The organism is Paractinoplanes polyasparticus, from assembly GCF_019710575.1.
Classification (GTDB): domain Bacteria; phylum Actinomycetota; class Actinomycetes; order Mycobacteriales; family Micromonosporaceae; genus Actinoplanes; species Actinoplanes polyasparticus.
Genome location: NZ_JAHWFK010000013.1, coordinates 400,599 through 422,995 on the forward strand (window position 1 = coordinate 400,599; position 22,397 = coordinate 422,995).

The following is a 22,397-nucleotide window of genomic DNA, read 5'->3' on the forward strand; positions in this document are numbered from 1 at the left end:
CCTTAAGGCACGGGTTCGAGCAACCGCGCCGCGTCGACCGGCTTGTGGGATGCCCAGATGGCGGCGTTCAGGACGGCCCAGGCCACACCGAGCAGCACGGCGGCGATCGTCTCGCTCAGCGGGCTCCAGCCCAGATAGACCCACGAGCCGGCACTGACGGTGAGAACGGCGGCGGCCACCGTGCCGGCCGTGGCGCGTCGCGGCCGGGTCAGACGCCTCGACAGCAGCCATGTCAGCAGGCCGATCGCCGCGGCCAGCTGCGCGGTCTGACCGGCAGCGAGGGCGGCCAGCGCCGGACCGGCCTCGCTCACCGGCAGCGGTCCCTCATATTCGGCGGCGGACGGGAAGAACACGTCGGGCGGCCCCTGCCACGAAGGCGGGTCGATGACGGCGAGGATCAACGTGAGGACGGCCAGGGGCGCGATCGGGGCGAGGCTGTTGAGCAGGCTCCGACGCCGCCACCAGGCATGAGCCAGCGCGACGACTGCTGCCGCGCCGAGCAGCATCTCAGGGCTGACCGAGGTGGCCAGGTCGAGCGCGAAGCGGTAGCCGTCGGAGGTCCACTGTCCCCGCGCCCAGGCGGCGACGGCGTCGTCGGCCGCGGCGACCCCGCTGAGCTCGACGATCAGCGGAACGGCGGCGACGAGGAAGGCGGCCAGCAGGACGAGGGCTCCGAGGCTGGCCAGCACGGGGACCACCCGTCCGCCGACCAGGGTTCTGATCCGCAGGGGCGCCGCGACCGATGCGAGCCGGCGTGTCAGCCCGGCCGGCACGCTCGGCGGGTGGTTACCCAGCCAGCGGCCCGCGAGCACGAGACCGACGAGCAGCACGGTGAGCACGGCCAGGGCGCCGCCGGCCCGGCCGGCGCGGGCGGCGAGCACGTCGTACGAGGCGCCGGCCAGATAGCTGCCCCCGACCAGCCACAGCGCCCAGCCCACCGCGGCCGGGCTGTGCCAGGTCGCGAACCTCCGGTACGACACCCCGTTCATCCCGGCCAGGCGGGGCACCAGCGTGCGCGCGCCGACCACCCACTGTCCGAAGAAGACGGCGCGCCCGCCGTGCTTGTCGAAGATGCGCTCGGCCCGCTGCCAGTGTCGTTCCTTCACCCACCGCGCCCGCGGTCCCCGGCGCCGGCCGATGAAGTATCCGGCCGTGCCACCGAGGACCGCCGCCCCCGTTGCGACCAGCGCGGCGGGCCCGATGCCGACCACCCCCTCGTTGGCCAGCAGGCCCAGCGCGACGAGCGCGGTCGCCGACGGCAGCACCAGCCCGGCGAGCAGCGCCGCCTCCGCGGCCACGAGCGCAGCGACGACGATCAGCACCAGCCCCGCGGGCAGTCCCCCGATCAGATCGCCGACCATCTGCACGCAGGCAGCCTATGGACCCGCGCGCCTCAGGCGGATCGGTGAAATACCCCTAAGACGCGCTCGGCGCGGAGCACCCGCAAATTCCTTATCCCGATATCGCGGTGCCGAAACGTCTCATTACCCATCCTCTTTTCGGCCATCGACCTTCCGGGTTACCCGGCGTGTTGAATGGCGTGTTCCGGTGCTCGGAGATGCTTTCCTGATCATGCAACACGGAATTGGCGATAAAACCCTCCGGAAAAGGAGTTGGACATGAACAAGGTGACGCGGATCCTGACCACGGCCGGCCTCGGCCTGCTGGCCGGCGTGGCTTTCGGGGTCGGCCCGGCCCAGGCCGCCGACGTGTCGGCGCCGAGCGCGGCCAAGTCCCAGACCGGCGCCAGCCAGGCCGACCGGTTCCGCGACCGCGACGTGGTCGTCGGCTACTACCGGTCCTACCGAGCCTGTGACCTGGCCGGACGAATCGGTGAGCGGTTCGGCCGGTGGGACGACTACGACTGCGACTTCCAGCGCCGGGGCTTCCACCGCGGCAAGTTCGCCCTCGAGGTGGAGCGCGGCTGGGACTGGGGCCGGCCGGGCCACCACCGGTTCGGTGACCGGGACCGCTTCGGCGACCGCGACCGTTTCGACGATCGTGGGCACCGCGGGCCGCACCGCCGCGGGTAATGCTTTCGTAAATACATTCCCGGACGGGCCCGGACGCGCGCCCGAATAGAATTCCCGAAAGGAGGCGCCCCAGGAAACAATTCACTTCTCACAACCCCACAGGTCCCCGGCCGGTGCCGGGCGCATCCAGCGCCCGGCACCGCCGCTGTGTTCCCGGGAACTTCGGCACGTCCGGGAGCGACCAACCCGGGGAACTACGATGGCGCCACGAACGCCCGCGACGGGAAGGACCCGCTCAACTCATGGACAAGCCCCGCCGCCCCGGCCCGATCCGCCTGCTTGTCGCGCTCGCCGCGATGCTGGCCGTGCTGCTGCCCGGCGCCCCGGCGTTCGCCCACAACGCGCTGGCTCAGGCCACCCCGGCCAAGGGCGCCACTGTCACCAAGGCCCCGACCAGCGTCAAGCTGAAGTTCCTGCAGAAGCTCAACCCCGACTACACGACGATCACCGTCACCGGCGCCGCCAGGGTCCAGACTTCCGAACCCGAGGTCGAGGGGGCGACCGGAACGGTCACCTTCGACGCGTTGGCCAACGGCGCCTACACGGTCGCGTACCGCGTGGTCTCCAAGGACGGCCACACCGTCCAGGGTTCCTACAAGTTCACGGTGGCCGACCCGTCCGCCACCGCCGAACCCCCCGCCGCCGCCCCCACCACGCCGGCCGCCGACGAATCCCTGGTCGCCGTGCCGCCGCCGGCCAGTAGTGCCCCCGCCACCACCGAGCTGGCCTCCGATCAGGACGACTCCGGGGGCAACGGCCTGCTGATCGCGCTGATCGTCGCGGGCCTCGCCGTCGTGGCTCTCGGCATCTTCCTGGTCACCCGTCGCCGCAAGACGAGCTGACATGGCCGCCCTGGGCGTCGCCGTCATCGGTTTCGGCTGGATGGGCCGGGTGCACACGCAGGCGTACGCCCGGGTGCCCCACCACTTCCCCACGGCGCCGACAGTGCGATTGGTCTCGGTGGCCGACGACGTGCCCGGCCGGGCCGCCGAGGCTGCCCAGCGCTACGGCTTCGAGGAGTCGACCGCCGAGTGGCGGCGCCTCGTCGGCGATCCGCGGGTCGCGGCGGTCAGCATCACGGCGCCCAACTTCCTGCACCGCGAGATGGGCAGCGCGTTCGCGGCGGCCGGCCAGCACATCTGGATCGAGAAGCCGGTGGGCCTGACGGCGGCCGACGCGCGCGCCATCGCCGGCGACGTGCAGGTCACCGTCGGGTTCAACTACCGGAACGCCCCGGCCGTCGAGAAGGCCCGGGCGATCGTCGCCGCCGGCGAGATCGGCACGGTCACGCACGCCCGGTTCCGCTTCCTGAGCGACTACGCCGCCCACCCCGACGGCGCGCTGAGCTGGCGGTTCGAGCGGGCCCGGGGCGGCAACGGGGTGCTCGGCGACCTGGGCGCCCACGGCGTCGACCTGGTGCGCTTCCTGCTCGGCGAAATCGACGCGCTGGTGGCCGACACGGCCGTCTTCATCCCCGAGAGGCCGCGACCGGCCGCCGCCACGGCCGGCCACCAGCGGGGCAGCGGGCCGCCCGGTCCGGTCGAGAACGACGACTGGCTCGGCAGCCTGCTGCGGATGGCCTCGGGGGCCCGGGTCACGCTCGACTGCAGCCGGGTGGCAGTGGGCGAGCAGAACAGCTACGGCTTCGAGATCCATGGCACGGCGGGCGCGCTGTTCTGGGACTTCCGCCGGATGGGCGAGCTGGGCGTCGGCGCCGGGCCGTCCTATCAGGACGAGCCGGTGCGCACGGTTCACGTCGGTCCCCTCGACGGAGACTTCGGGGCGTTCCAGCCCGGCGCCGGCATCCCGATGGGCTACGACGACCTCAAGGTCATCGAGGCCGCGCGCTTCCTGCGGTCGGTGGCGGACGGCCGGCCGTACGGGCCGACGCTGGCCGACGCGATCCGGGCCGCCGAGGCCCTGGAGGCGATGGAGCAGTCCGCCGCCTCGGGCCAGTGGATCACGCTGGGTCGTTGAGATCCTCGCGGCCGGGCGGGACTGAGCGGCCGGGCGGGACTGAGCGGCTGAAGCGGCGGCTCAGCTCGGCCAGGCGGGCGCGTTGGACCGAGGTGGCCTGCTTGCGGACGAACGAGCGCAGCACGGCCGGCGAGCTGACCTCGATCGTCTCGGTGAGGGCGGTACCGGCGCCTGCCGGGGCCAGGTCGACGGTCGCGCTCAGGCGGACGCCGCCGGGGCTGACCACCCGGCTGACCAGGCGGCGGTCGGGATCGAAGCCGGTGAGCGTGACACGAATGGGATTGTTCCAGTGGAACGGGCCCAGCGGGATGCGCTCGACGGCGACGTACGAGGTCTCGTCGCCCCTCGCGCGGATGTCACGAACGGCTACGACCAGCGGGGACAGGCCGACGTAGCTCCGCGGGTCGATCAGGTGGGCATAGACCGCCGACGGCGCGGCGACGAGCTGGACGGTGTCGCTGAACCGGTCGGTCGGCATGGATGAGGATCGTACGACTTTATTTAAGGATGTTTAAGAAGCGGTCTTGACCTGACATCGATGTCGCTCTTTATTGTTAAGCCTCTTGCCAATCCCCTCAACGGCAGACGAGGTATCCCCATGAAGAAGCGCACGCTGCTCGCCGCCGCGCTGTCCACGGCCGTCGTGGCCGGGCTCGGCGTCCTCGGCATCACCAACGCCAACGCGGCCGCCCTCAACCCCGCCGTCGCCCCGGGCGGCAACTTCAACCTCTCGGTCTGGTCGCTGCAACTGCCCATCGGCTCCCCCGGCGCACCCCAGACCATCCAGCCGGCCCAGCTCAAGGGGGCCAACGGGTACTCCAACCCGACGTACTTCTGGACCGACAAGAACGACGGGTCGATGACCTTCTGGGCGCCGGAGAAGGGCGTGACCACGCCCAACTCCAAATACGCCCGCTCCGAGCTGCGCGAGATGAACACCAACGGCTCGGCCGCCAACTGGGCGCTGGCGGGCAACCACACGCTCAGCGCCGACCTGCGGATCGTCTCGGTGACCAAGAACGTCGCCGTCGGCCAGGTCAAGCTGGGCACCGGCGGGCCGTCGACCAAGCCGCTGCTCGAGCTCTACTACCGGGCCAACGGCGACATCTACCTCGGCCAGCAGCGCAGCCCGACCGACGGCCAGACGCTGCACAAGCTGGGCAACGTGGCGCTCGGCCAGCGGTGGACCTACGTGCTCAACGTGCGGGGCAACCAGGCGAGCGTCACCATCAACGGCAGCCGGACGAACTACACGATCCCGTCGTCGTTCAACCCGTACAAGCAGTACTTCAAGGCCGGCTCGTACAACCAGTCGTCCTCGGAGAGCACCTCGAACGGCGCCAAGGTGAAGTTCTACAGCCTCACGGTGAGCCACGCCTAGTCCCGTCAACCGGCCTGAAGAGGGCAGCCGCCGGGCTAGCTCGGCGGCTGCCGCAACGCGTTCGACAGCGTGCGGGTGAGCAGGTCGAGCACGTGGTGGCGGGACTCCTCGGGCCGCTGGGCACGGTATTCCCAGGCCGCGTAGAGCTGGCTCCAGAGCAGGGTGATCACCCAGTCCGGCGGCAGCGCGGGGTCGATCGAGCCGTCGGCACGGCCGCGTTCGATGACGCCGACCAGGAACTGCTCGTCCTGCGACTCCCAGCATTCCCCGGCCTGGCCGCTGAACATCAGGGACAGCAGCGAGCCCAGGTCGAAATACTCCCGGCAGAGCCGGAGCAGCGCCTCGGCCCCGGTGCCTCGGTTGAGGTCGGCCAGGGTGGCGGCCCGCCCGAGACGCTCGCCGCCCTCGGTGGCGACGGCGGCGAGAAGGTCGGCGCGCTCGCCGAAATAGCGGTGCAGTGTGGTCCGCCCGACCTGCGCCGCGGCGGCGATGTCGCCCAGCGAGCAGGCCGGATTGCCGGCCAGCAGGTGGATCGCGGCATCGATGATCGCCTGCCGCGTGCGGTTCTTGACTCCGGAGGTCACGGCAATACTGTACGGGAATTGTCATTGCCCGAGATGGAACAACTGTGTTCCACTACGAACCATGCAGATTCTGCTGCGCCTTCTCCGCCCGCACCTCCGGGTCCTCGTGCTGGGACTCGTCCTCGGCCTGATCTCCAACGCCGCCAACCTCGCGGCTCCGCTCGCCACCAAGCGGATCATCGACACGCTCGGCACCGGCGACGCGCTGACCGGTCCGATCACGCTGCTGCTGGTGCTCGTGGTGATCGGCGCGGTCATCGGCCTCTGGCAGTGGATCCTGATGGGCACGCTGGCCGAGCAGGTCGTCCTGGACGCGCGGCTCTCGGTGATCCAGCGCTACTTCCGCGCCCGGCTGGCCGAACTGACCGGCCGCCCCACCGGCGAACTGGTCACCCGGGTCACGGCCGACCCGGGCCTGCTGCACCAGGCGTCGTCCAGCATCGTCGGCCTGGTCAACGCCTCGCTGGCCTTCATCGCGACCCTGGTATTGATGGGCACGCTCGACATCGTGCTGCTGCTGTGCACCCTGACCGCGGTGGTGATCGTCGGCGCCATCATGGCGGTGCTGCTGCCCACGATCAGCAAGAGCCAGAAGCTCGCCCAGGACGCGGTCGGCGAACTCGGCGGCGGGCTGGAGGGCACGCTGCGCGCGATGCGGACGGTCAAGGCCAGCCGCGCCGAGGCCCGCCAGGGCAGCCGCATCGAGGCCGACGCCCGCCGGGCCGCCGCGTACAACGTCCGGGCCGCCCGCCGCGCCGCCTGGGTCTGGACGGTCTCGTGGAGCGGAGTCTCCCTGGCCATCATCGCGGTGCTGGGGGTGGGCGCCTGGCGCGCCGACGCCGGCCTGCTCGAGGTCAGCAGCCTGATCGCCTTCCTGCTGTACGCGTTCCAGCTGATGGGCCCGATCGGCGAGCTCACCCAGAACGTGACCGCCCTGCAATCCGGCATCGCCGCGGCCCGCCGGATCAGCGAGGTCTACGCGATGGCCCCCGAGACATCGGATCCGCGCCCCGGCGTCCAGGTTCCCGATGCTCCCGTCCTGGCCGTGCGCGACGTGACGCTGCGCTACGCGGAGGACTCCCGCCCTGCCCTGGACGGGGTGACGCTGACCATTCCGTCCCGCGGCCACACCGCCATCGTCGGCCCGTCCGGCGCCGGCAAGACGTCGCTGTTCTCGCTGCTGCTGCGCTTCCTCGACCCGCAGTCGGGCGACCTCTACCTGCACGGCCGCCCGTACCGGGAGCTCAGCCACGACGAGATCCGGTCCGAGCTGGCGTACGTCGAACAGGAGGCCCCGGTCGTGCCGGGCACCATCCGCGACAACCTCCTGTTCAGCCGGCCCGACGCCACCGAGGCCGAGCTGCACGCCGTACTCGAGCGCGTGCACCTGGCCGACAAGGTGGCGTCCCTTCCCGATGGGCTCGACACGCAGCTCTCCGGAGCCGAACTCTCCGGCGGCGAACGCCAGCGGATCGCCCTGGCCCGCGCCCTGGTCCGCACCCCGGCGGTACTGCTGCTCGACGAGGCCACGGCCCAGGTCGACGCCCTGACCGAGGCTGCGCTCCAGGACTCCGTACGGGAAAGGGCCCGCTCCTCGGCCGTCGTGACCATCGCCCACCGCTTGTCCACAGTGGTCGAGGCCGACCGCATCATCGTGCTCGACCACGGCCGCGTCCGGGCCGTCGGCACCCACGAGGCCCTCCTCGAATCCGACGACCTCTACCGCGGCCTGGTCGAAGCCCTCCGCATCGCCGTCCCCGTCCCGCGGTGATCAGTTCCCGTCCACCTCGAAGCGGACGATCACGATCTCGCTGTCCGCTTGCAGCTCCGGGTAGTAGTCGCGCAGGCCGGGCAGCACATCGGCGGCGCTCGTGAAGCCGTCCTCCCGGGCCTCGTCGTCCGTGATGTCGTCGAGCCGCTTCGCCACCGTCGACGTGATGCGCCCCGGAAGGGATTGCGACTCGAACACCAGCAGCGCCGGGCCGACCACAACCGGATCCTGGAATCTCATGGTCACGCGTTTGCTTCCGTCGCGTACGGCGGGCAGGTGACCGGCCCGGAACCGCAGGCGCTGCAATTGTTGCGTCTGCCACCGATAGGTGTGTGGCAGCAGGTCGGCGATCGGCATCGCTCGCGGGCCGTAGACGGTGGGGACGATGACGTCGATGTCCGGGTGGTAGTCGCTCAGCACCTGTCGGTCCCGTCCGCACGGGGCCAGGACACCGCGGCCGGCGTCGCCGACGGCAACGATGAGCCGCGGGGCCCGGGCACCGGCGGCACGGGCGGCGGCCAGCGCCACAAGTTCCGCGCAGGGTCCGCCGGTGAAGTGGTACAGGTTGAGGCCGACATGGGTGCGGCCGTTCTCGTCGAGGACGGCTGCGGCGACCGTGTGAACGTCGCCGTCGCCTTGCGTTCGCACGAGTGAACGAGCGGCTTCGATCAAAGCCGCTTCCGCAGGCAAGGTCACGTCGCCGAGCCTGAGCGGGGGGCCTCGGAAAGGCAGCCCGGTGTTATAGCTTCTTCGGCGTAGGCCCCGTGGCCGGAGGAGGACCATGCGCGACCGGCTCGCTGTGGCCGCAGTGTTCGGTGGCGTGCGTCAGCGGGCGTGGTCGGTGCTCATCGTCACCGCGTTTCTGGTGCTGGGGGCGGCCGGCGCGGCGGGTCCGATGTTCGCCGAAGCCTCCGACAACGCGGCGTTCCAGGTGCGGCAGGACGAGATTCCGGCGTCGGCCCGGCAGAACGACGCGGCCGTCGTGCGGGTGTCGGCTGACGTCGGGCCGCGCAGCGCCGACCAGCAGCCGGTCATGGCCGACCTGCGCGCGGTGCCCGGGCTGGGCGAACCCGACCTGACCGGGCAGTCCATCGGTGCGGAACTGGCCTCGCCGCAATACTGGGGCTTCACGGTCAGCGCCGGCGGCAAGCAGGAGCGCGGGCGGTTCTTCACGGTTCAGGACCCGGCGGCCGAGCTCGTCGCGCAGGGGCCCGCGGGCCGGGACGGCCTCTGGCTTCCGGAGCCGGTGGCCGCCGAGCTCGGGGTGCGGACCGGCGACAAGATCAGCCTATCCCTGCGACAGGGCGCCCGGGGCACACCGCGGAATGCGACGACCACGGTCAGCGGCGTCTACGCGGTCGACGCGGGCGGACGGCTTCCGGCCGACGTGCCGGGCAGCCGCAAATGGTCGCTGCGACGAGGGGACACCCCGCCCGACACGGAGTACGAGACCCTGCCGGCGTACCTGCTTGTGGGCGACCTGCCGACGGTGGAGCGGCTGGCGCAGTCGGTCGACGATCCGCTGTTCTGGTCGGTTGAGGCCGCGCTGACGCCGGGGACGACGCTGGCCGACGCGCGGCGCACGGCGGCCGAGGTCGAGCTGCTGCGCCGCAGGTATGCCCAGGCCCAGCCGATGGTTGACGGGGAGGATCCGCTCGCGTTGCGGTTCGCGACCGGCATCAGCCGCATCGTCGCCACTGCCCAGACCACGACCGAGGCCGTACGGTTGAGAACCCGTCCGGTGGAATGGGCGGCCATCACGATCGGGCTCGCCTCCGTGCTCGCCGTGGCGCTGCTGTCAGCCCGGCGCCGCGAGCGGGAGCTGCGCCACGCCGCCGCGGTGGGCTTGTCCCCGATCCGCGTGGGCGGCCTGTGGCTGCTCGAACATCTGCTGCCGGCCGTGGCCGGCGCGGCGCTCGGCTGGCTCGTCGCCTGGCAGCTGGTCGTCCGGCTGGGGCCGCCCGGCACCGTCACGGAATCGCTGGCTCCGGCCGCCCGGTCGGGTGGCGCGGCCGTGCTGGCCGGCCTGGCGGCGGTGGCAGCAGTCGCGATGCTGGCAGCTTATCGGCGCGTACGCCCGGCCCCTCCGGCCACGGCCCGGCGAGCTCTGCCCTGGGGTTCGATGGTCGTGATCACCGCCCTCGTGGCCGCCGGGGGACTGATCAGCGCCGGCGGCCCCGCGGGCGGCGTCGACCTGCTCGTGCCGCTGCTCGTTCTGGCCGCGGTCGGTGTGTTCGCCGGCTGGCTGCCAAGCCGGCTGGCCGGCCGCCAGGCCCGGCTGCCGGGGTCACCCGCGCGTGCCGTTCTGTGGCTCGCCCGGCGCCGGCTTAGTTCCGGCGGCGCCGAACGCCGGCTGACCGTTGTGGTGGTGACGGCCGGCCTCGGCATGCTGCTCTTCGCACTTTCCGCGGTGCACTCGACCGAGATCTCGGCCGACGACCGGGTCGCCGTGGCGGCCGGCGCCGAGGGTGTCGGCGTCCTCGAAGGCTCGTGGCAGCTCGACGAGGCGGCGCCGCTGGTGCCGAAGCAAGACCCGCTAAACCCGCCGAGTTTCGATCCGGTGGCCGGCGTACGCGTGCCACCGCTGCCGCCCGGCAACACGGTCGTCTGGCGGACCGATGTGCGGACGCTGCTCGACGACGATCAGAAGGACCTGTTGGTAATCGACCCCGCCCGCTTCGCGGAGGTCGCGTTGTGGGGCCGCGGCGCCGACCTGGCCGAGGCCCGCGCGGCGGTCGCGGCGCTGGCGGCCGAACCGGTCGACGCCATCGGCCGGCCGCGGGTGATCACCGTGGCCGATCCCGCCTCGGACGACGTCGACACGATCCGCATGGAGGTCGGCTTCGGCGACCAGTACTTCGAGGTCGCCGCACGGGTGCGCGCGTTCCCCGGCCAGCGCGGGCGACCGATGTACGTGGCCGCGGCCGACCCGACGCTGGGCAAGCTCGCCTTCGACGATCCCCGCCTGCGACCACGCAACCAGCTCAGCAACTCTGTCTTCCCGCAGGTGTTCCTGTGGAGCTCCGGTGGCGCGGACGGGGTGCAGGCCGTCGTGGCGCCACACAAGGACGTGCAACCCGAGCGCATCGACACCGCCGCCGCGCTGCGACAGGGGTCGGATTACGTCGCGACCAGCCGTGCGCGCGGTTACCAGCTCGCGATCGCCGGTTACCTCGCGTTGCTGGCAATTCTGACGCTCTGTATCTACGCGCAGCGCACGGCCGCACTGCGCCGCCCGGCCGACCTCATGCTGGCCCGGGTCGGTCTGGGCCGCCGGCGCGTCGGGCGCGCGCGGGCGGTCGAATTCGTCCTGCTGGCCTCGATCTCCTTCGCCGCTTCGGTGGCGGGAGTGCTGGCCCTGGCGCCACTCGGCGCCCGCCTGCTCGACGACCAGCCCGGCCTGCTGCCCCGGCTGCTGTTCACCCTCTCCCCCACCGCCCTGGTGGTCACGGCGTGCGCGGCCGTCCTGGCCACCCTGCTGGCCGTGCTGGTCGCCCGGGATCGATCGTCCTCCGAGGAGGCGGCCTACCGTGACGAATGAGCCGATCCTCGAGGGCCGCGAACTGCTCCAGTTGTACGCCGCCCGGACAGGCCCCACGCAGGCACTGCGCGGCGTCGACGTGCGGGTGACCGGCGGCCGGGTCAGCGCGATCACCGGGCCGTCCGGCAGCGGCAAATCCACCCTGCTCGCCGTGCTCGCCCTGCGCGAGCGACCGGCCGGCGGCGAGCTGCGCCACCGTGGACGCCTGGTCTCGTCGCTCTCTCGTCGCGAGTTGCAACGGCTGCGCCGCAACGAGATCGGCTGGGTCGCCCAACGACCGTCCCACAGCCTGTTCCCTCAGCTCGACGCCCGTGGCCAGATCCTTCAGATGGCCCGATTGCGCGGCGTACGGGTCGACGCCGACGCCGCTCTGGCCGAGGTGGAACTGACCTCGCGCGCCGCGGCCCGACCGGACGCGCTCTCCGGCGGCGAACAGCAACGCCTGGCCGTAGCCGCCGCCGGAGTCGGCGCCCCCGCTCTGCTGATCGCGGACGAGCCCACGGCCGAACTCGACGACACCTCGGCCGCCCTGGTGCTAGGGATGTTGCGCGCCCGCGCCGCAGAGGGCAGCGCCGTCGTCATGGCCACCCACGACGCGCGCGCCATGGACGCCGCCGACACTGTTCTGCGCATGCGGCACGGCGTGCTCTCCGGGGCGCACGAATCGGGCCAGACCCACACCGCGAACCTCGACGGGTTGGGCCGCCTGCAGCTCCCGGAGGAGGCGCTGACTCTCTTCCCCGACGGCCGGGTGATCGTCACCGTCGTCGACGGCCACGTGGAGCTGCACACACCTTCTTCAGTTGCCAAAGACCTCGCGCCCTGAGGGGGCAGGACTCGACCCTACGGTCTCGGGCGAGGAGCCTTCGGAGTTGTCCACAAGCCGGCCGAGTACGGACGGTAGTTATCCCCAGGGTCAGGCGATCGGCGCGCGTTCGCGGTCCAGCTCGGCCGCTTCGATCTCGACCGTCAGCGGGCCCCCGGAGAGCGGGTGGGCCGTCTGCGGGGTGGGCGCTGCCGTATCGAAGGCCACGAGGAACGCCGGGCGGCCCTGGCTGGCTGCGTAGATACGACCCACGTACTCGCCGAGCAGGCCCAGGCAGATCAGCTGCACCCCACCCAGCAGCAACACCGCGATGTAGAGCGACGTCCAACCGGGAACGGTCGCGCCGGTGCCCCAGGCGACCAACCCGGTCACGATCAGCGCGACGCAGAGCAGGAAGCTGAGCAGCCCGAGCCAGGTCGCAATCTTCAACGGCGACGCCGAGAACCCGGTGATGCTGTCGAAGGTCAGCCGGATCATGCGGCTGAGCGGGTACTTCGTCTCGCCCGCGACCCGCTCCTCGCGCACGTAGCTCACCTCGGTGCTGGAGAACCCGAGCGACGGCACAACGAGGCGGTACACCGGCCGGGGTTCGGGCAGGTCGTTGAGCACGTCGACCACCGCGCGGCTCATCAGCCGGAAGTCGCCCGCCTGGTCGCTCACCCACGGCCCGACCAGCCGGCGCATCACCCAGTAGTAGAGGCCCGCGGTGTTGCGCTTGAAGGCAGTGTCGGTGCTGCGGTCACTGCGCACGCCGTAAACGACGTCGACCTTGTCGCGCCGGGCCGCGGCCAGCATCTCGCCGATCGTCTCGGGCGGATCCTGCAGGTCGGCGTCGATGCTCACGATGTACTCGCCGCGCGAGGCCTTCAGCCCCGCCCGCAGAGCCGTCTGGTGCCCCACGTTGCGTCGCAGGGCAACCACGCGCAGTTGCGGCCAGTCGACACGCAACTGCATCAGCCGCGACACGGTGGCGTCCCGGCTGCCGTCGTCCACGGCGATGACTTCGTACGACTCCCCCAGCCCGTCGAGCGCCGGCCGCAGCCGCCCGACGAACTGGTCGACCGCCTCGCGCTCATTGAACATCGGCGTCACCACCGACAACGTCACCACCTGAGGCATGAGCGGAGTACTTCCCTTCAGCGTGACGGTCCGACGGCCAGCAAGGATAGCTGTGCATTGTGACCGAGGTGTGGCCACCTTGTGCGACGGCGATTCCCCTCACTACGACCGCTGGTTGCCGGCATCACCATCACTCTCCGCAACACCACCGACTTCTGTCGATCAGGACGACGCGGTTGGAGATCTTCCCCTAGCCGGCATCGGGGGCTGGTAGCCCTTTGCGGGCGTGCGTGAGGCTCTGGCGATACTCCAGGGCCTCGGGGAGCTCCTCGTACTGCAACAGGTTGCCGGCGAGCTCGGTGAGGTGCTGCCGAGCTTCGGCCGGCGTCGCGTGGAAGAACTCCCGGCGCTGGTTGACCAGGTTGACCCGGCGATCGGCCAGCCGTGCATGCATCTGCGCCTCGATGCCGACGGCGTCGTCGGAGAAGAACAGCGCGTGCACGTCGAACAGGAACGGCACCGAGGCATCGCCGAGTTCGCGGACGCGGTCCATCGGCTCGAGCCGTCGGGTCATCCCCACTTTGATCATCTTTTCGCCGAACGCGCCGACGTTCGAGATGACGTACACATATCCGGCCCGCACGTTGGCCGCCCGATAGTCGACGTCCTGGATGGCGGCGTCGATCTGCTCCAGGCGTTGCTGCAACTGCGCCAAGCCCTCACTGTCGCCCTGCGCCTGCAAGGCAGCCACCGCGTTGGCGTAATGCTGCCGTTCCTTGTCGAGCCGCGCCCGCTCCCGGTCGATCTCCTGCTGGAGGCGCCGTTCCTCGCGGAGCCGGGCCTTCTCCTCCCGGTCCCGTTCCTTCTCCTCGGCGAGCTTCTCCTGGTAGTCGGCGGTGAGGCCGAGCTCGCGGACCCGCAGACGGTGATAGTCCTCGGAGACGCGGATGTCCATCGTCTTGCCGAGACGGGCGATGGTGGCGGCCACCTTGCCCAGTCGCTCGACGGCCGCCTGCAGTTTGTAGGGCTTCAGCGTACGAACGAGGTTGTCGGCTTCGGCGTTGTAGGCGCGCAGCATCAACTTGGAGTAGTCGCGCAGCATGGTCCGCCCCTGCGCCGCCGACCCGTTGACGGTCCAGCCCGAGGCGGCCAGGATGGCGCCGCCGTCGGCCTTCGCCATCGTCTTGATCTGCTCCTGCAGTGTGGCCAGCACATCCTGGTAGGCCACGGAGTCGCCGAGCGGATGCTGGTAGTTGTAGATTCCGGCCTCCTGCAAGAGGGCCTTCTCCTCCGTGACCACCACTTGCCGGCGCAGATCGGCCAGGCGCCGCTGAAGCTCGGCCTGCTCGGCTGCGGCCTGGGCTCGAAGTCCGGCGATCTCGTCCCTCAGGCGCCGGCGGTGCGCTTCCAGCTCCTGGATCTCCACCAGCCCGAGCCGGTCCATCTCGGCGCGGAGCTGGTCCCGCTCGGCGCGTAGAGACGTCACTTCGGCTGCCAGCTCGCGCGCCTTGCCCCGGGCCCCGAACAGCGGGATGTCCTGCTCGACCGGCTCCGGCGAGCTCGACACGACGGGCGTCGGCACGGGTCGACTCAGTGCCACGAGCTCCGGCACCTGAGGGCTGGGGACGACCGGTGACGGCACAGGCGCGTCCACCGGACTGTCCTCAATCCACAGTTGCCATCCCGGGGGCAGCGGCCCCCAGCCGGGATCAGGTAACCACCCCGGTGGTGGCGACCACCCGGGAGGCGGCTCCGGCCAGTTCGGCGGGGCATTGAATCGGTATCCACCGGAGTCGCTCGTTGTCTGCCGCTCCCGGACACCTGCCGGAAGTACAACCGGCTCGACTGAGACAGGGGCCGCTCGGGCCGTCGGCTCGTGCGCTGCCGACACGTACGGAACCGGCGTGGCGGGGACGGAGCCGATCGGGCGTGCCACCGACTCAGACATAGCCGGCGCGGGGGTGACTGGCGCGGACGACGTCGGGGGTAAGGACGACATGGGTGGGGGCGGTCCGGCTGTGGCCGAAGCGGACGCCATCGGTGCTGAGGCGGCGCCTCGAGCGACCGGCCGAGCGGTGAGCGGCTGAGATTCGTGAGTGGATTCCGGGGAGCTGGCGAGCCAGCTGTCCGGCAGCTCGTGGGCCCGGGCCACGTACAGTACGACCTCGGTCTTGATCCTGTTGCCCTTGACGATCGCCCGCGCCCCGCTGACCATCCCGCGCTGGTCGAGATGCCGAACGGCCGCCAGCAGTTCCCCACTCATACGCGGAGTGAGCTGCCCGACCCGCCGCCCGTCGATCCGGACCTCAACCACCGTCCGGGTGCTGCGGGCCAGTTGCTCGGTGACCTCGTGCAAGGTCGCATGAACCCAGCATTCGCCCTCGGGCCGAAGCCATTGCGCCAGGTCTGCCAGGTGGTTCTCCTCGCCCGTGACCTGAATCGCTGCCCCCACAGGCAGCAGTTCGTGCGGCACACCCGGCGCCCGGTTCGCAGGCACCAGCATGTGCGGCTCGGCCAGCTCGAGGCGAACCGAGGCACTGAACCCATCCCGCCGATCCGGCCAATGAGCAGCCCAGATCCGTGCCGACACCTGCGGCGTCCACCCGCGGGCCACCAGCTCCATCAACACGGCCGAGTAGCGCCCAGCCTCCTCCCGCGGCAGATACCCGATCTGCCCCGCGCTGCCCCACACCCCAACCGCGTTGCGATCGTGCTTGTTGAGCGGCTCAGGCACCAATTGGACCGCAGCCACAATTTCACTGCCGTCCGCCCGAACGCCGGCACCGACGAGCGCCTTGATAGCCCCCAGATAATGCGATTCGCCAGCCACTTCCATCGAGGCCCACCCACGCTGGCCCCACACATCAAACGGCACCGACATGCCACGCACCGTAGAACCGCACAGCCTCCGCCGATTCGGCCGAACCGCTCACAGTCCCCGCCAAGAAGGCGATCTACGCTCGAAGATCAGCACTCGCCCGCCGCCGAACTGCCGACCTCTCCGGTGTCCCGAGCCCCACACCAGCACGGACGCAGCCGGAAGCGATCACCTACCCCGCCCGGCCGCTCCCGCGTATGCCCTGGTAGGTAAAAATATGGGCCGCAGGCCCTCGTAGCTCAGGGGATAGAGCATCGGTTTCCTAATGTGCGATGCACAGAATGCGACAGCGCGTTCACCTGCACCTCCCCTGTTTGCACAGGCTGTCCGTGCGGCATTATTGCTCGGCCTGTGCTCATTGGGTCGGACCTATGCCAAGCCTCGACGAGGCTAGCGCCTACCGGACGTCTGGCCCAACTCGAACGGGCCGTCCCGAATCAGTATGCGGCACGTCGAGTGTCAAGGACCTGATGCGCCGGACTGGGCGCGTCGCGGCTATTCGCTGCCGCCGTACTTTCGGCGAGGAGGCGATCCGCTTCTGATGCGATCGCACTCAGTTCGCGAGTGGCATTTCCGCGCGCGAGGTCAGCGCCGAGAATCTCGTCCTGTGCTGCTTGGACCCCGGCGAGGAATACCTCCATGGGCGGGTCGATGATCTCCCAGAGTTGGCGGCGCGCATCGGCCGCGATCTTGTCGGCGTGCCCCATGATCTCGGTGATGAACGCCGCGTGCTGACGCTCGCTCTCGAGCTGAGCCTTACGCACTTCGCGTTCGCCTTTCCAGACCTCGTAGCCCGTCAGGCCAATTTGTATCGCGAAACCGCCGATCTTGGCGGCCTTGCCGATCTTGTCAGCGATCTTCAGCGCTTCCCAGGGCTTGAACTTTTTCCCGAACAGGTGGCCGACGTCCTTGACGACGGTGTGGCCGACCGACCCCGACGCGTTCTTGAGGCCGTCGCCCGCCCCCCACCATTTCTGACCCTTCGTGATCTGATCGGCGACCCCACGCCAGTCCACTACCGATGTGAACCGGTCGTGCGTGGCATGGTCCGAAGGCGTAGCCCCCAGGCCGTCCGGCGTTTCCAGCGCGACATTGCCCGAAGGGTGAAGAAGGTGCTGAGCTCGATTGCTGTCGCCGATCTCCAGCAGCCGTTCCGACAACTTGTCGAGCTGCATCTCGGTCAGCCTGTTGATCGCGTGAGCGAATTGCTCGGCATGACGGTCGAGTGCCTCCACCAGCCTTGACTCCGCTGCGTCGAGAGCATCTCCCGCCCGTGAGCCATCGGCGGGGAGACTCGTCGCCGTATCGACGAACGCCGTCACGTTGACCAGGCACGCTGATTTGAACTCCGCCTCGGCCGCGAGGAAAGACCTCTCGATCATGTAGCGACGGTCGGAAACCGCGGAACGCTGCGCGGCGAGCAGGCCGAGCGCGTCCTGTGATGGGGAGTCTTCCACGAACAGTTGTTGTGCTTCGTCACACAGCTGGCGAATGAGGTGCAATGGCTGCCGGAGCTGAGCGAGTTGCCCCCGGTCCTCACTGATCTTGTTGATCTGCAAGCGCAACTCGTCGATGCCGGAACGCGTTCGAAGCGCGTCGGCCCGGGGACCGCCATCCAGACTTCGCAGGTAGTAGACGGAGTCGACTTCCGCGATCGGGAGATTGAACGCCAAGGTGCCGAGCGCATCCTGGACAGCCTTGTCGCGCACGCCCTCGGCCGCCGCCTGCTTGCCGGCCTGCGTGATCACCACGATCATCTGCCCGAACAACTGGAGATCGTTCGCCAGGTGCCGCAGGTAGTCCCTGGATGCGTCGTCGAAGAGGTTCACGGTGACGACGAACAGAATGAAGTCCGCCTCACCGATCGCACCGACGGCCAACTCGTCGTGACTTCGCAGACCGGACTGGACACCTGGTGTGTCGACGAGCACCACCGAGCCGTCCCACTCGTACTCGGTGACGGCATCGGTAGCTATGTCGGCGTCGATGACGGGTTCCACATCCCCGTCGGTCAACGCTTTGATCAGGCTCGACTTACCACTGCTGAATTGACCGGTGAGAACCATTCGCGGCTTCTGTCGGGATTGTATGCGTGCGCGGGCGAGAAGCTCCCCCGCGAGCACGCCGGGATTCAAACTCAATACGTGCTGCAAGCGTGACATCAACTCCTGCGCCCGCGATGGCAGTTCATGCACGAGAACGTTCGTCACGAGGGCCTCCTTCGTCCGTTTCCTTGATTCGCACGTCGACCCCGGTGTGCACGCGCGCAAGAGCGTGCCATGCCTCCCAAGCACCCGGAGCGACAGGCTCGTTCAGGGCGATGTCTAGGGTGTCCGAGCCCGTCTCGTGCACAGTCACCTCGCGATCCGCCAGGTACCGGATGATCTGGAGCGCGTTGGTGTTCGCCGATGAATGCACCGATGTGGGCACGATGCGTTCCACGCACTCCGTCGTCGGGTCGAGCGTGAGCTCAGTGAAATTCGGCCCCGAAACCTCGACCGCGATGCCCGCACCCCGCCAGCGGGTGGCACGGATGACGGCCGAGGCCACCCGCTCATGGCCCGTGCAGCGCAACAGTTCACGACCGAGTTCGGTGTCGATCCGGGTGATCGCCGGCTCGACCTCGTCCGACGCGACACGCTGCAGCACCGCGATGGAACGCTCGAGCACGGCACAGGCCGCGTACTGCCGGGCGACTTCGTCCTCGACTGCATCGAGCCAGTCCTGGCGAATCCGGTCGCATTCCGGTACGAGACCATCCCTGAGTTTCGTCAGCAGCTCCGACATCTGGTCGCGGACCTTCCGGCGGCGGCGTTCACGAACCTCCGCGGCACTTCGGAAGATTTCGTCACCGATCCAGTCGATGAACCGGTCGAGTCCGAGAAAGCTGACGGCGAGTCCGATGACGCCGCCAGCGACCACACCGATCGCAGTACCGAGACCAGGCGTCAGAAAGGTGCCGGCGACAGCGCCGGCCTTCGCGCCAAGTGCGAGTCCGCCCAGGCCCACGGCGAACCGCCCACCAGCCTTGACCGCACGATTGCCCCAGACCGCACCTCTACCCCCGAGGTCCTGGAAGCCATCGACGCCCAGCCCCGCCCAATCGTCGGCCACATCGATCGCGACGCCCTTCAGGTCGGCAGTCAGTCGCTGCCCGGCGTCCGCAACGGACTGCTCGACTTCCGTGCGGAGGACGGCGATCTCGCGGTTCAGCCGTTCGTTGATCTCATCGAGGTCCCGGTCGACGTCCACGCTCTCGGCCCAGCGCTCACGGGCGGCAATGGCTGCTGCGAAGGCCGCTTTGGTTTCCTCGTGCGCATCGTCCACCCGCCGTAAGGCGCGTTTACGGAATTCGAGCTGCATCCCCATGCTCGCCGTGAGCGCCGAGGACGCCGTGGCGCGTGCGTCCTCCAGGGCGCTGGCGGCGTCCAGGAGAGCGAGACGCAGATTGTCGCAGATACTGACTATGCGCCGTTGTTCGACGGTGCGATCCGCCTGGAACCGAAGGGCGCTGATCAGGGAGTCGATCCGGCTGTTAGCGTGCAGGATGCGGGATTCTTCGACGCTCAGCGAACCCGAGCGCGCCAACTCGGCCGCCTGGGCGTGAATTGCCACCGCGTCGATGTAACGCCCACCGGCTCGCAGAAGGTGACGGCGGATCGGCGCCAGGTTCCCTTCCGCGTCACCTCCGAACACCAGCCCGGGTTCTTCGAGCATGTCCAGCAGCCCGATCTCATCGGTGACGTCGGCGAGACAGTTCAGAGCCACGAGGATCGGCTTGCCAAGGTCGGACAGCCGCTCCAGCGCACGCCCGGTCTGTTCCTGCGTCGCTTGATCGGTCGCCACCCAGAGAATCAGATCCGCGTCGGCGACCTGACCGAACGCGACCTCGTAATCCTCTCTGCCGTCCATGGCGCCGACACCCGGAGTATCGACGATCTCGACGCCGATCTCTTTCGCCACCCGGACACAGGAATCTCGGGAGTATCGCTGCCTCCCATCGCCGACGCGGTCGCCATCGCCGGCCGACAGATACTCGAAAAGCGTGCTCTTGCCAGCCATCGTCCGGCCCATGAGGACGACCCGGAACGGCCGTTCGACATCACGGTCCGCAAGGGACTCACAGACAGCTTCAAGGTGTACCACGCTGTGGCGCAGACGGTCGACGGCACCCTCGAGTGACCGGCGATGTTCACTGGTGCCGAGCTGCACATCGATTGCCTGCGATGCTCGTGCCAGCTCGCGAGACACCTCTCGCCCACCGGTAACCAGGAACGCCCGGAATGCAGCGGGCACGGTCGACGATGAATCATCCGACCCGGAGATCCACTCACGTGCCGAACCCTGACCCGACGTACCGGGCTGGCTAAAAATCCGCCAGGTCACGAGTAGCATCCCGTCTTAACAGACATTCGGGGGCAGCGAGCGTAGCTCGAGCCGGCACCTTCGTTGTGACCAGGCAATCGCAGCGCCCGGGGCGGCTCTCGTCATTTTACGCCAGCCACGATGTGGCACCGACCGGAGTGGCCAGTATCCGATTTCTAGGAGGCCGCTTGGTAACAACGTTCACGTTCCTGCTGCCACAGCTCGTCGTCACTCAGCGCGGCATACTCTGGCCGCATCTTTCGGGCCAGGCCGTAGAAGCCCGAACTCGGCCGGGCGGTGTCACGTGAAACGACCAGCGCGCTCCATAGCGGCTCGCCCTTGTCGAACGCTCGGCGAGAAACCTTTTCGAGCGGTTGGCTCAGGAAGTCAGGCCTGGTTTCCACCCGCTTCGCAAGAGGGCCATAGCCGATCAGCCCCTTCGCCGTAGCAACGCCGAAAAGAATGTCCGCGATACGGTCGACCCGGTCGACCTCGAACGTCTCAGGCATTCGATCACGATAGGGCAGGTTCGGCCCGTGATGGCTCAGCCGATCCGCCACAACCATGGGCGTCCAGACCCGTCGAAGCGCCCGCATCTGTCGCCGGAAAGAGCGCAGTTGGCTCGGCCAGCATGGCGTGAACCCTTTACGAGAAGGTCACCGGTGCCGCGTAGCCCGGTGAAGCCGCCGGCCATCTGGACGCTGACGCCGCTATCGCGGACGTCCTCAGCTCCGCCGTTGAGCAGCAGCGCAACCACTCGCGGGCAAATCAGAGGCAACCGTGGTCAGGCGTGCGGGGTCATGCCGCTGTCGCACGCTTTCCGGCGGTCCGGGGGAGGGAGGATTGGTGCTGTGATGTGTTCAAGACTGGTGGAGGCATCGTTGCACGTCGACGAGCCTTCGCTACCGGGCCTTGACTTGCCTCTACGTGGCCGAGGACGGCTTCGCCTACCGCTTGGGCCAGCTTCGGCGGTACGGCGTTGCCGATGAGCCGCCCGAGGGGCGCGAACTGCACCGGCTGATCGGGCGAGACGAACTCGTAGTCGCGTGGGAAGCTCTGCAGGATTGCAGCCTCCCGTAGAGAGATCGCCCGATCTTGTTCGGGATGCCCGAAACGTCCGGCGCCGTAGTTGTAGGACAGGGTCGTGATGGTGGGAGACGGCTGGTCCCAGACCATGCGGGCGTAGACGTTGCGGAAGGTCGACCCGGACGACTTGCGGTGACACGGAGATCGAAGGTCTTCGCGCCACTCCCCCCAGGTGCCACCCGGAGTCGAGCTCTTGATCCTCTCGAGGTTGATCGGCGTCAGTGTCCGGCTCTTGTGAAGGCGGTCGGTGGGGTCGGTCTTTCCGTGGTCGAGTGCGGGTAGCTCGCGAAGGGCGCGCCCGACGGTGACGTAGTCGGCTGGCGCGACCTTGCCTTTGGGTACACGAATCTCGCCCAGACGTGAGGCGACGAGGACCATGCGACGCCGATGCTGGGGAACGCCGTAGGCGGGGCAGTGGCAGGAGTCGAAATCCACCGCATAGCCGAGTTTTTCGAGCCTGGCAACGAACGCCTTGAAGACCGGGGTGCTTCCGATGCGAGGAACGTTTTCCATGGTGACGATTTCGGGCATGGTGCCTTCGACCAGACGCCCGACCTCGTCGACCAACGGCCACTGAGCTTCCTGCGAGGTATCGGCCCCACGGCGGTAGGAGGAGAACGGCTGGCAAGGCGCGCAACCGGCGAGCATCCGGATCGAGCCTTTCGGCCACATCTCAGCCAGCTCGTCGGCCGCCAGTTCGCAGACGTCCTTCTTGTGGAAGGGCGCACGGACGTTGGCCCGGTACGGGTAGTCGCATGCTGGGTCGATGTCGACGCCCGCGACGACATCGATACCTGCCTCCTGCAACCCGTACGACAGACCACCGACACCGCAAAAGAGGTCGATTGCGGAGATCTTGACGTTTCGCGGAGCCATGCTGGGACTTTAGTTGGTCG

General features: G+C 69.2%; 17 protein-coding genes. 7 read left to right on the forward strand and 10 right to left on the reverse strand.

Annotation, left to right across the window (positions count from 1 at the left end):
• Positions 1–2 precede the first annotated feature (2 nt).
• Positions 3–1,361: a DedA family protein gene (locus KXC43_RS16855; protein WP_255644233.1), complete on the reverse strand. Its 1,359-nt coding sequence runs from the start codon at positions 1,359–1,361 to the stop codon at positions 3–5.
• A 258-nt stretch (positions 1,362–1,619) separates the two neighbouring features.
• Here KXC43_RS16855 and KXC43_RS16860 point away from each other — a divergent pair, with 258 nt between their 5' ends.
• The 3 genes from KXC43_RS16860 to KXC43_RS16870 all read left to right on the forward strand — a co-directional run bounded on the left by KXC43_RS16860 (position 1,620) and on the right by KXC43_RS16870 (position 4,010).
• The gene (locus tag KXC43_RS16860; protein ID WP_221376980.1) at positions 1,620–2,033 is read left to right on the forward strand and encodes a hypothetical protein; all 414 of its coding nucleotides are present in this window, start codon (positions 1,620–1,622) and stop codon (positions 2,031–2,033) included.
• A 242-nt stretch (positions 2,034–2,275) separates the two neighbouring features.
• Positions 2,276–2,875 (forward strand): copper resistance CopC family protein, encoded by a 600-nt coding sequence (locus tag KXC43_RS16865; RefSeq protein ID WP_221376981.1) that lies wholly within the window; start codon positions 2,276–2,278, stop codon positions 2,873–2,875.
• 1 nt (position 2,876) lies between these two features.
• The gene (locus KXC43_RS16870) at positions 2,877–4,010 is read left to right on the forward strand and encodes a Gfo/Idh/MocA family protein (protein WP_221376982.1); all 1,134 of its coding nucleotides are present in this window, start codon (positions 2,877–2,879) and stop codon (positions 4,008–4,010) included.
• Here the strand turns inward: KXC43_RS16870 and KXC43_RS16875 are convergent.
• Positions 3,994–4,488: an SRPBCC family protein gene (locus KXC43_RS16875; RefSeq protein ID WP_221376983.1), complete on the reverse strand. Its 495-nt coding sequence runs from the start codon at positions 4,486–4,488 to the stop codon at positions 3,994–3,996. The two genes, KXC43_RS16870 and KXC43_RS16875, sit on opposite strands and share 17 nt — an antisense overlap.
• A 120-nt stretch (positions 4,489–4,608) precedes the next feature.
• On the opposite strand from KXC43_RS16875, the gene KXC43_RS16880 reads away from it, so the two are divergent.
• Complete coding sequence (locus tag KXC43_RS16880) at positions 4,609–5,391, forward strand: polysaccharide lyase family 7 protein (protein WP_221376984.1); 783 nt, start codon at positions 4,609–4,611, stop codon at positions 5,389–5,391.
• Positions 5,392–5,426: 35 nt separating this feature from the next.
• On the opposite strand, the gene KXC43_RS16885 is transcribed toward KXC43_RS16880, so the two are convergent.
• Positions 5,427–5,975, reverse strand: a complete 549-nt coding sequence (locus KXC43_RS16885) for a TetR/AcrR family transcriptional regulator (RefSeq protein ID WP_308129110.1) — start codon at positions 5,973–5,975, stop codon at positions 5,427–5,429.
• A 61-nt stretch (positions 5,976–6,036) separates the two neighbouring features.
• Here KXC43_RS16885 and KXC43_RS16890 point away from each other — a divergent pair, with 61 nt between their 5' ends.
• Positions 6,037–7,746: an ABC transporter ATP-binding protein gene (locus tag KXC43_RS16890; RefSeq protein WP_221376985.1), complete on the forward strand. Its 1,710-nt coding sequence runs from the start codon at positions 6,037–6,039 to the stop codon at positions 7,744–7,746.
• Here KXC43_RS16890 and KXC43_RS16895 read toward each other — a convergent pair whose 3' ends face one another.
• Positions 7,747–8,394 (reverse strand): ASCH domain-containing protein, encoded by a 648-nt coding sequence (locus KXC43_RS16895; RefSeq protein ID WP_308129111.1) that lies wholly within the window; start codon positions 8,392–8,394, stop codon positions 7,747–7,749.
• A gap of 133 nt (positions 8,395–8,527) precedes the next feature.
• Here KXC43_RS16895 and KXC43_RS16900 point away from each other — a divergent pair, with 133 nt between their 5' ends.
• A complete protein-coding gene (locus KXC43_RS16900; protein WP_221376986.1) occupies positions 8,528–11,287 on the forward strand; it encodes an ADOP family protein in 2,760 nt (919 codons plus the stop codon).
• Positions 11,277–12,113, forward strand: a complete 837-nt coding sequence (locus KXC43_RS16905; protein WP_221376987.1) for an ABC transporter ATP-binding protein — start codon at positions 11,277–11,279, stop codon at positions 12,111–12,113. Before KXC43_RS16900 ends, KXC43_RS16905 begins: the two co-directional genes overlap by 11 nt.
• Before the next feature lie 90 nt (positions 12,114–12,203).
• Here the strand turns inward: KXC43_RS16905 and KXC43_RS16910 are convergent, their stop codons facing one another.
• The 6 genes from KXC43_RS16910 to KXC43_RS16935 all read right to left on the reverse strand — a co-directional run bounded on the left by KXC43_RS16910 (position 12,204) and on the right by KXC43_RS16935 (position 22,377).
• Positions 12,204–13,232, reverse strand: a complete 1,029-nt coding sequence (locus tag KXC43_RS16910; protein ID WP_221376988.1) for a glycosyltransferase family 2 protein — start codon at positions 13,230–13,232, stop codon at positions 12,204–12,206.
• A gap of 190 nt (positions 13,233–13,422) precedes the next feature.
• Positions 13,423–16,053, reverse strand: a complete 2,631-nt coding sequence (locus KXC43_RS50865; protein ID WP_255644142.1) for an SNIPE associated domain-containing protein — start codon at positions 16,051–16,053, stop codon at positions 13,423–13,425.
• A gap of 434 nt (positions 16,054–16,487) precedes the next feature.
• Positions 16,488–18,260, reverse strand: a complete 1,773-nt coding sequence (locus tag KXC43_RS16920) for a GTPase (RefSeq protein WP_221376989.1) — start codon at positions 18,258–18,260, stop codon at positions 16,488–16,490.
• The gene (locus tag KXC43_RS16925; RefSeq protein ID WP_221376990.1) at positions 18,238–20,436 is read right to left on the reverse strand and encodes a GTPase; all 2,199 of its coding nucleotides are present in this window, start codon (positions 20,434–20,436) and stop codon (positions 18,238–18,240) included. The genes KXC43_RS16920 and KXC43_RS16925 overlap by 23 nt, the downstream gene beginning before the upstream one ends.
• Before the next feature lie 155 nt (positions 20,437–20,591).
• Positions 20,592–20,924 carry a hypothetical protein gene (locus tag KXC43_RS16930; protein WP_221376991.1) on the reverse strand — a complete coding sequence of 111 codons (333 nt, stop codon included), beginning with the start codon at positions 20,922–20,924 and terminating at the stop codon, positions 20,592–20,594.
• Positions 20,925–21,213: 289 nt separating this feature from the next.
• Positions 21,214–22,377, reverse strand: coding sequence for a DNA cytosine methyltransferase (locus KXC43_RS16935; RefSeq protein ID WP_221376992.1), 1,164 nt, complete (start codon positions 22,375–22,377; stop codon positions 21,214–21,216).
• Positions 22,378–22,397 lie beyond the last annotated feature (20 nt).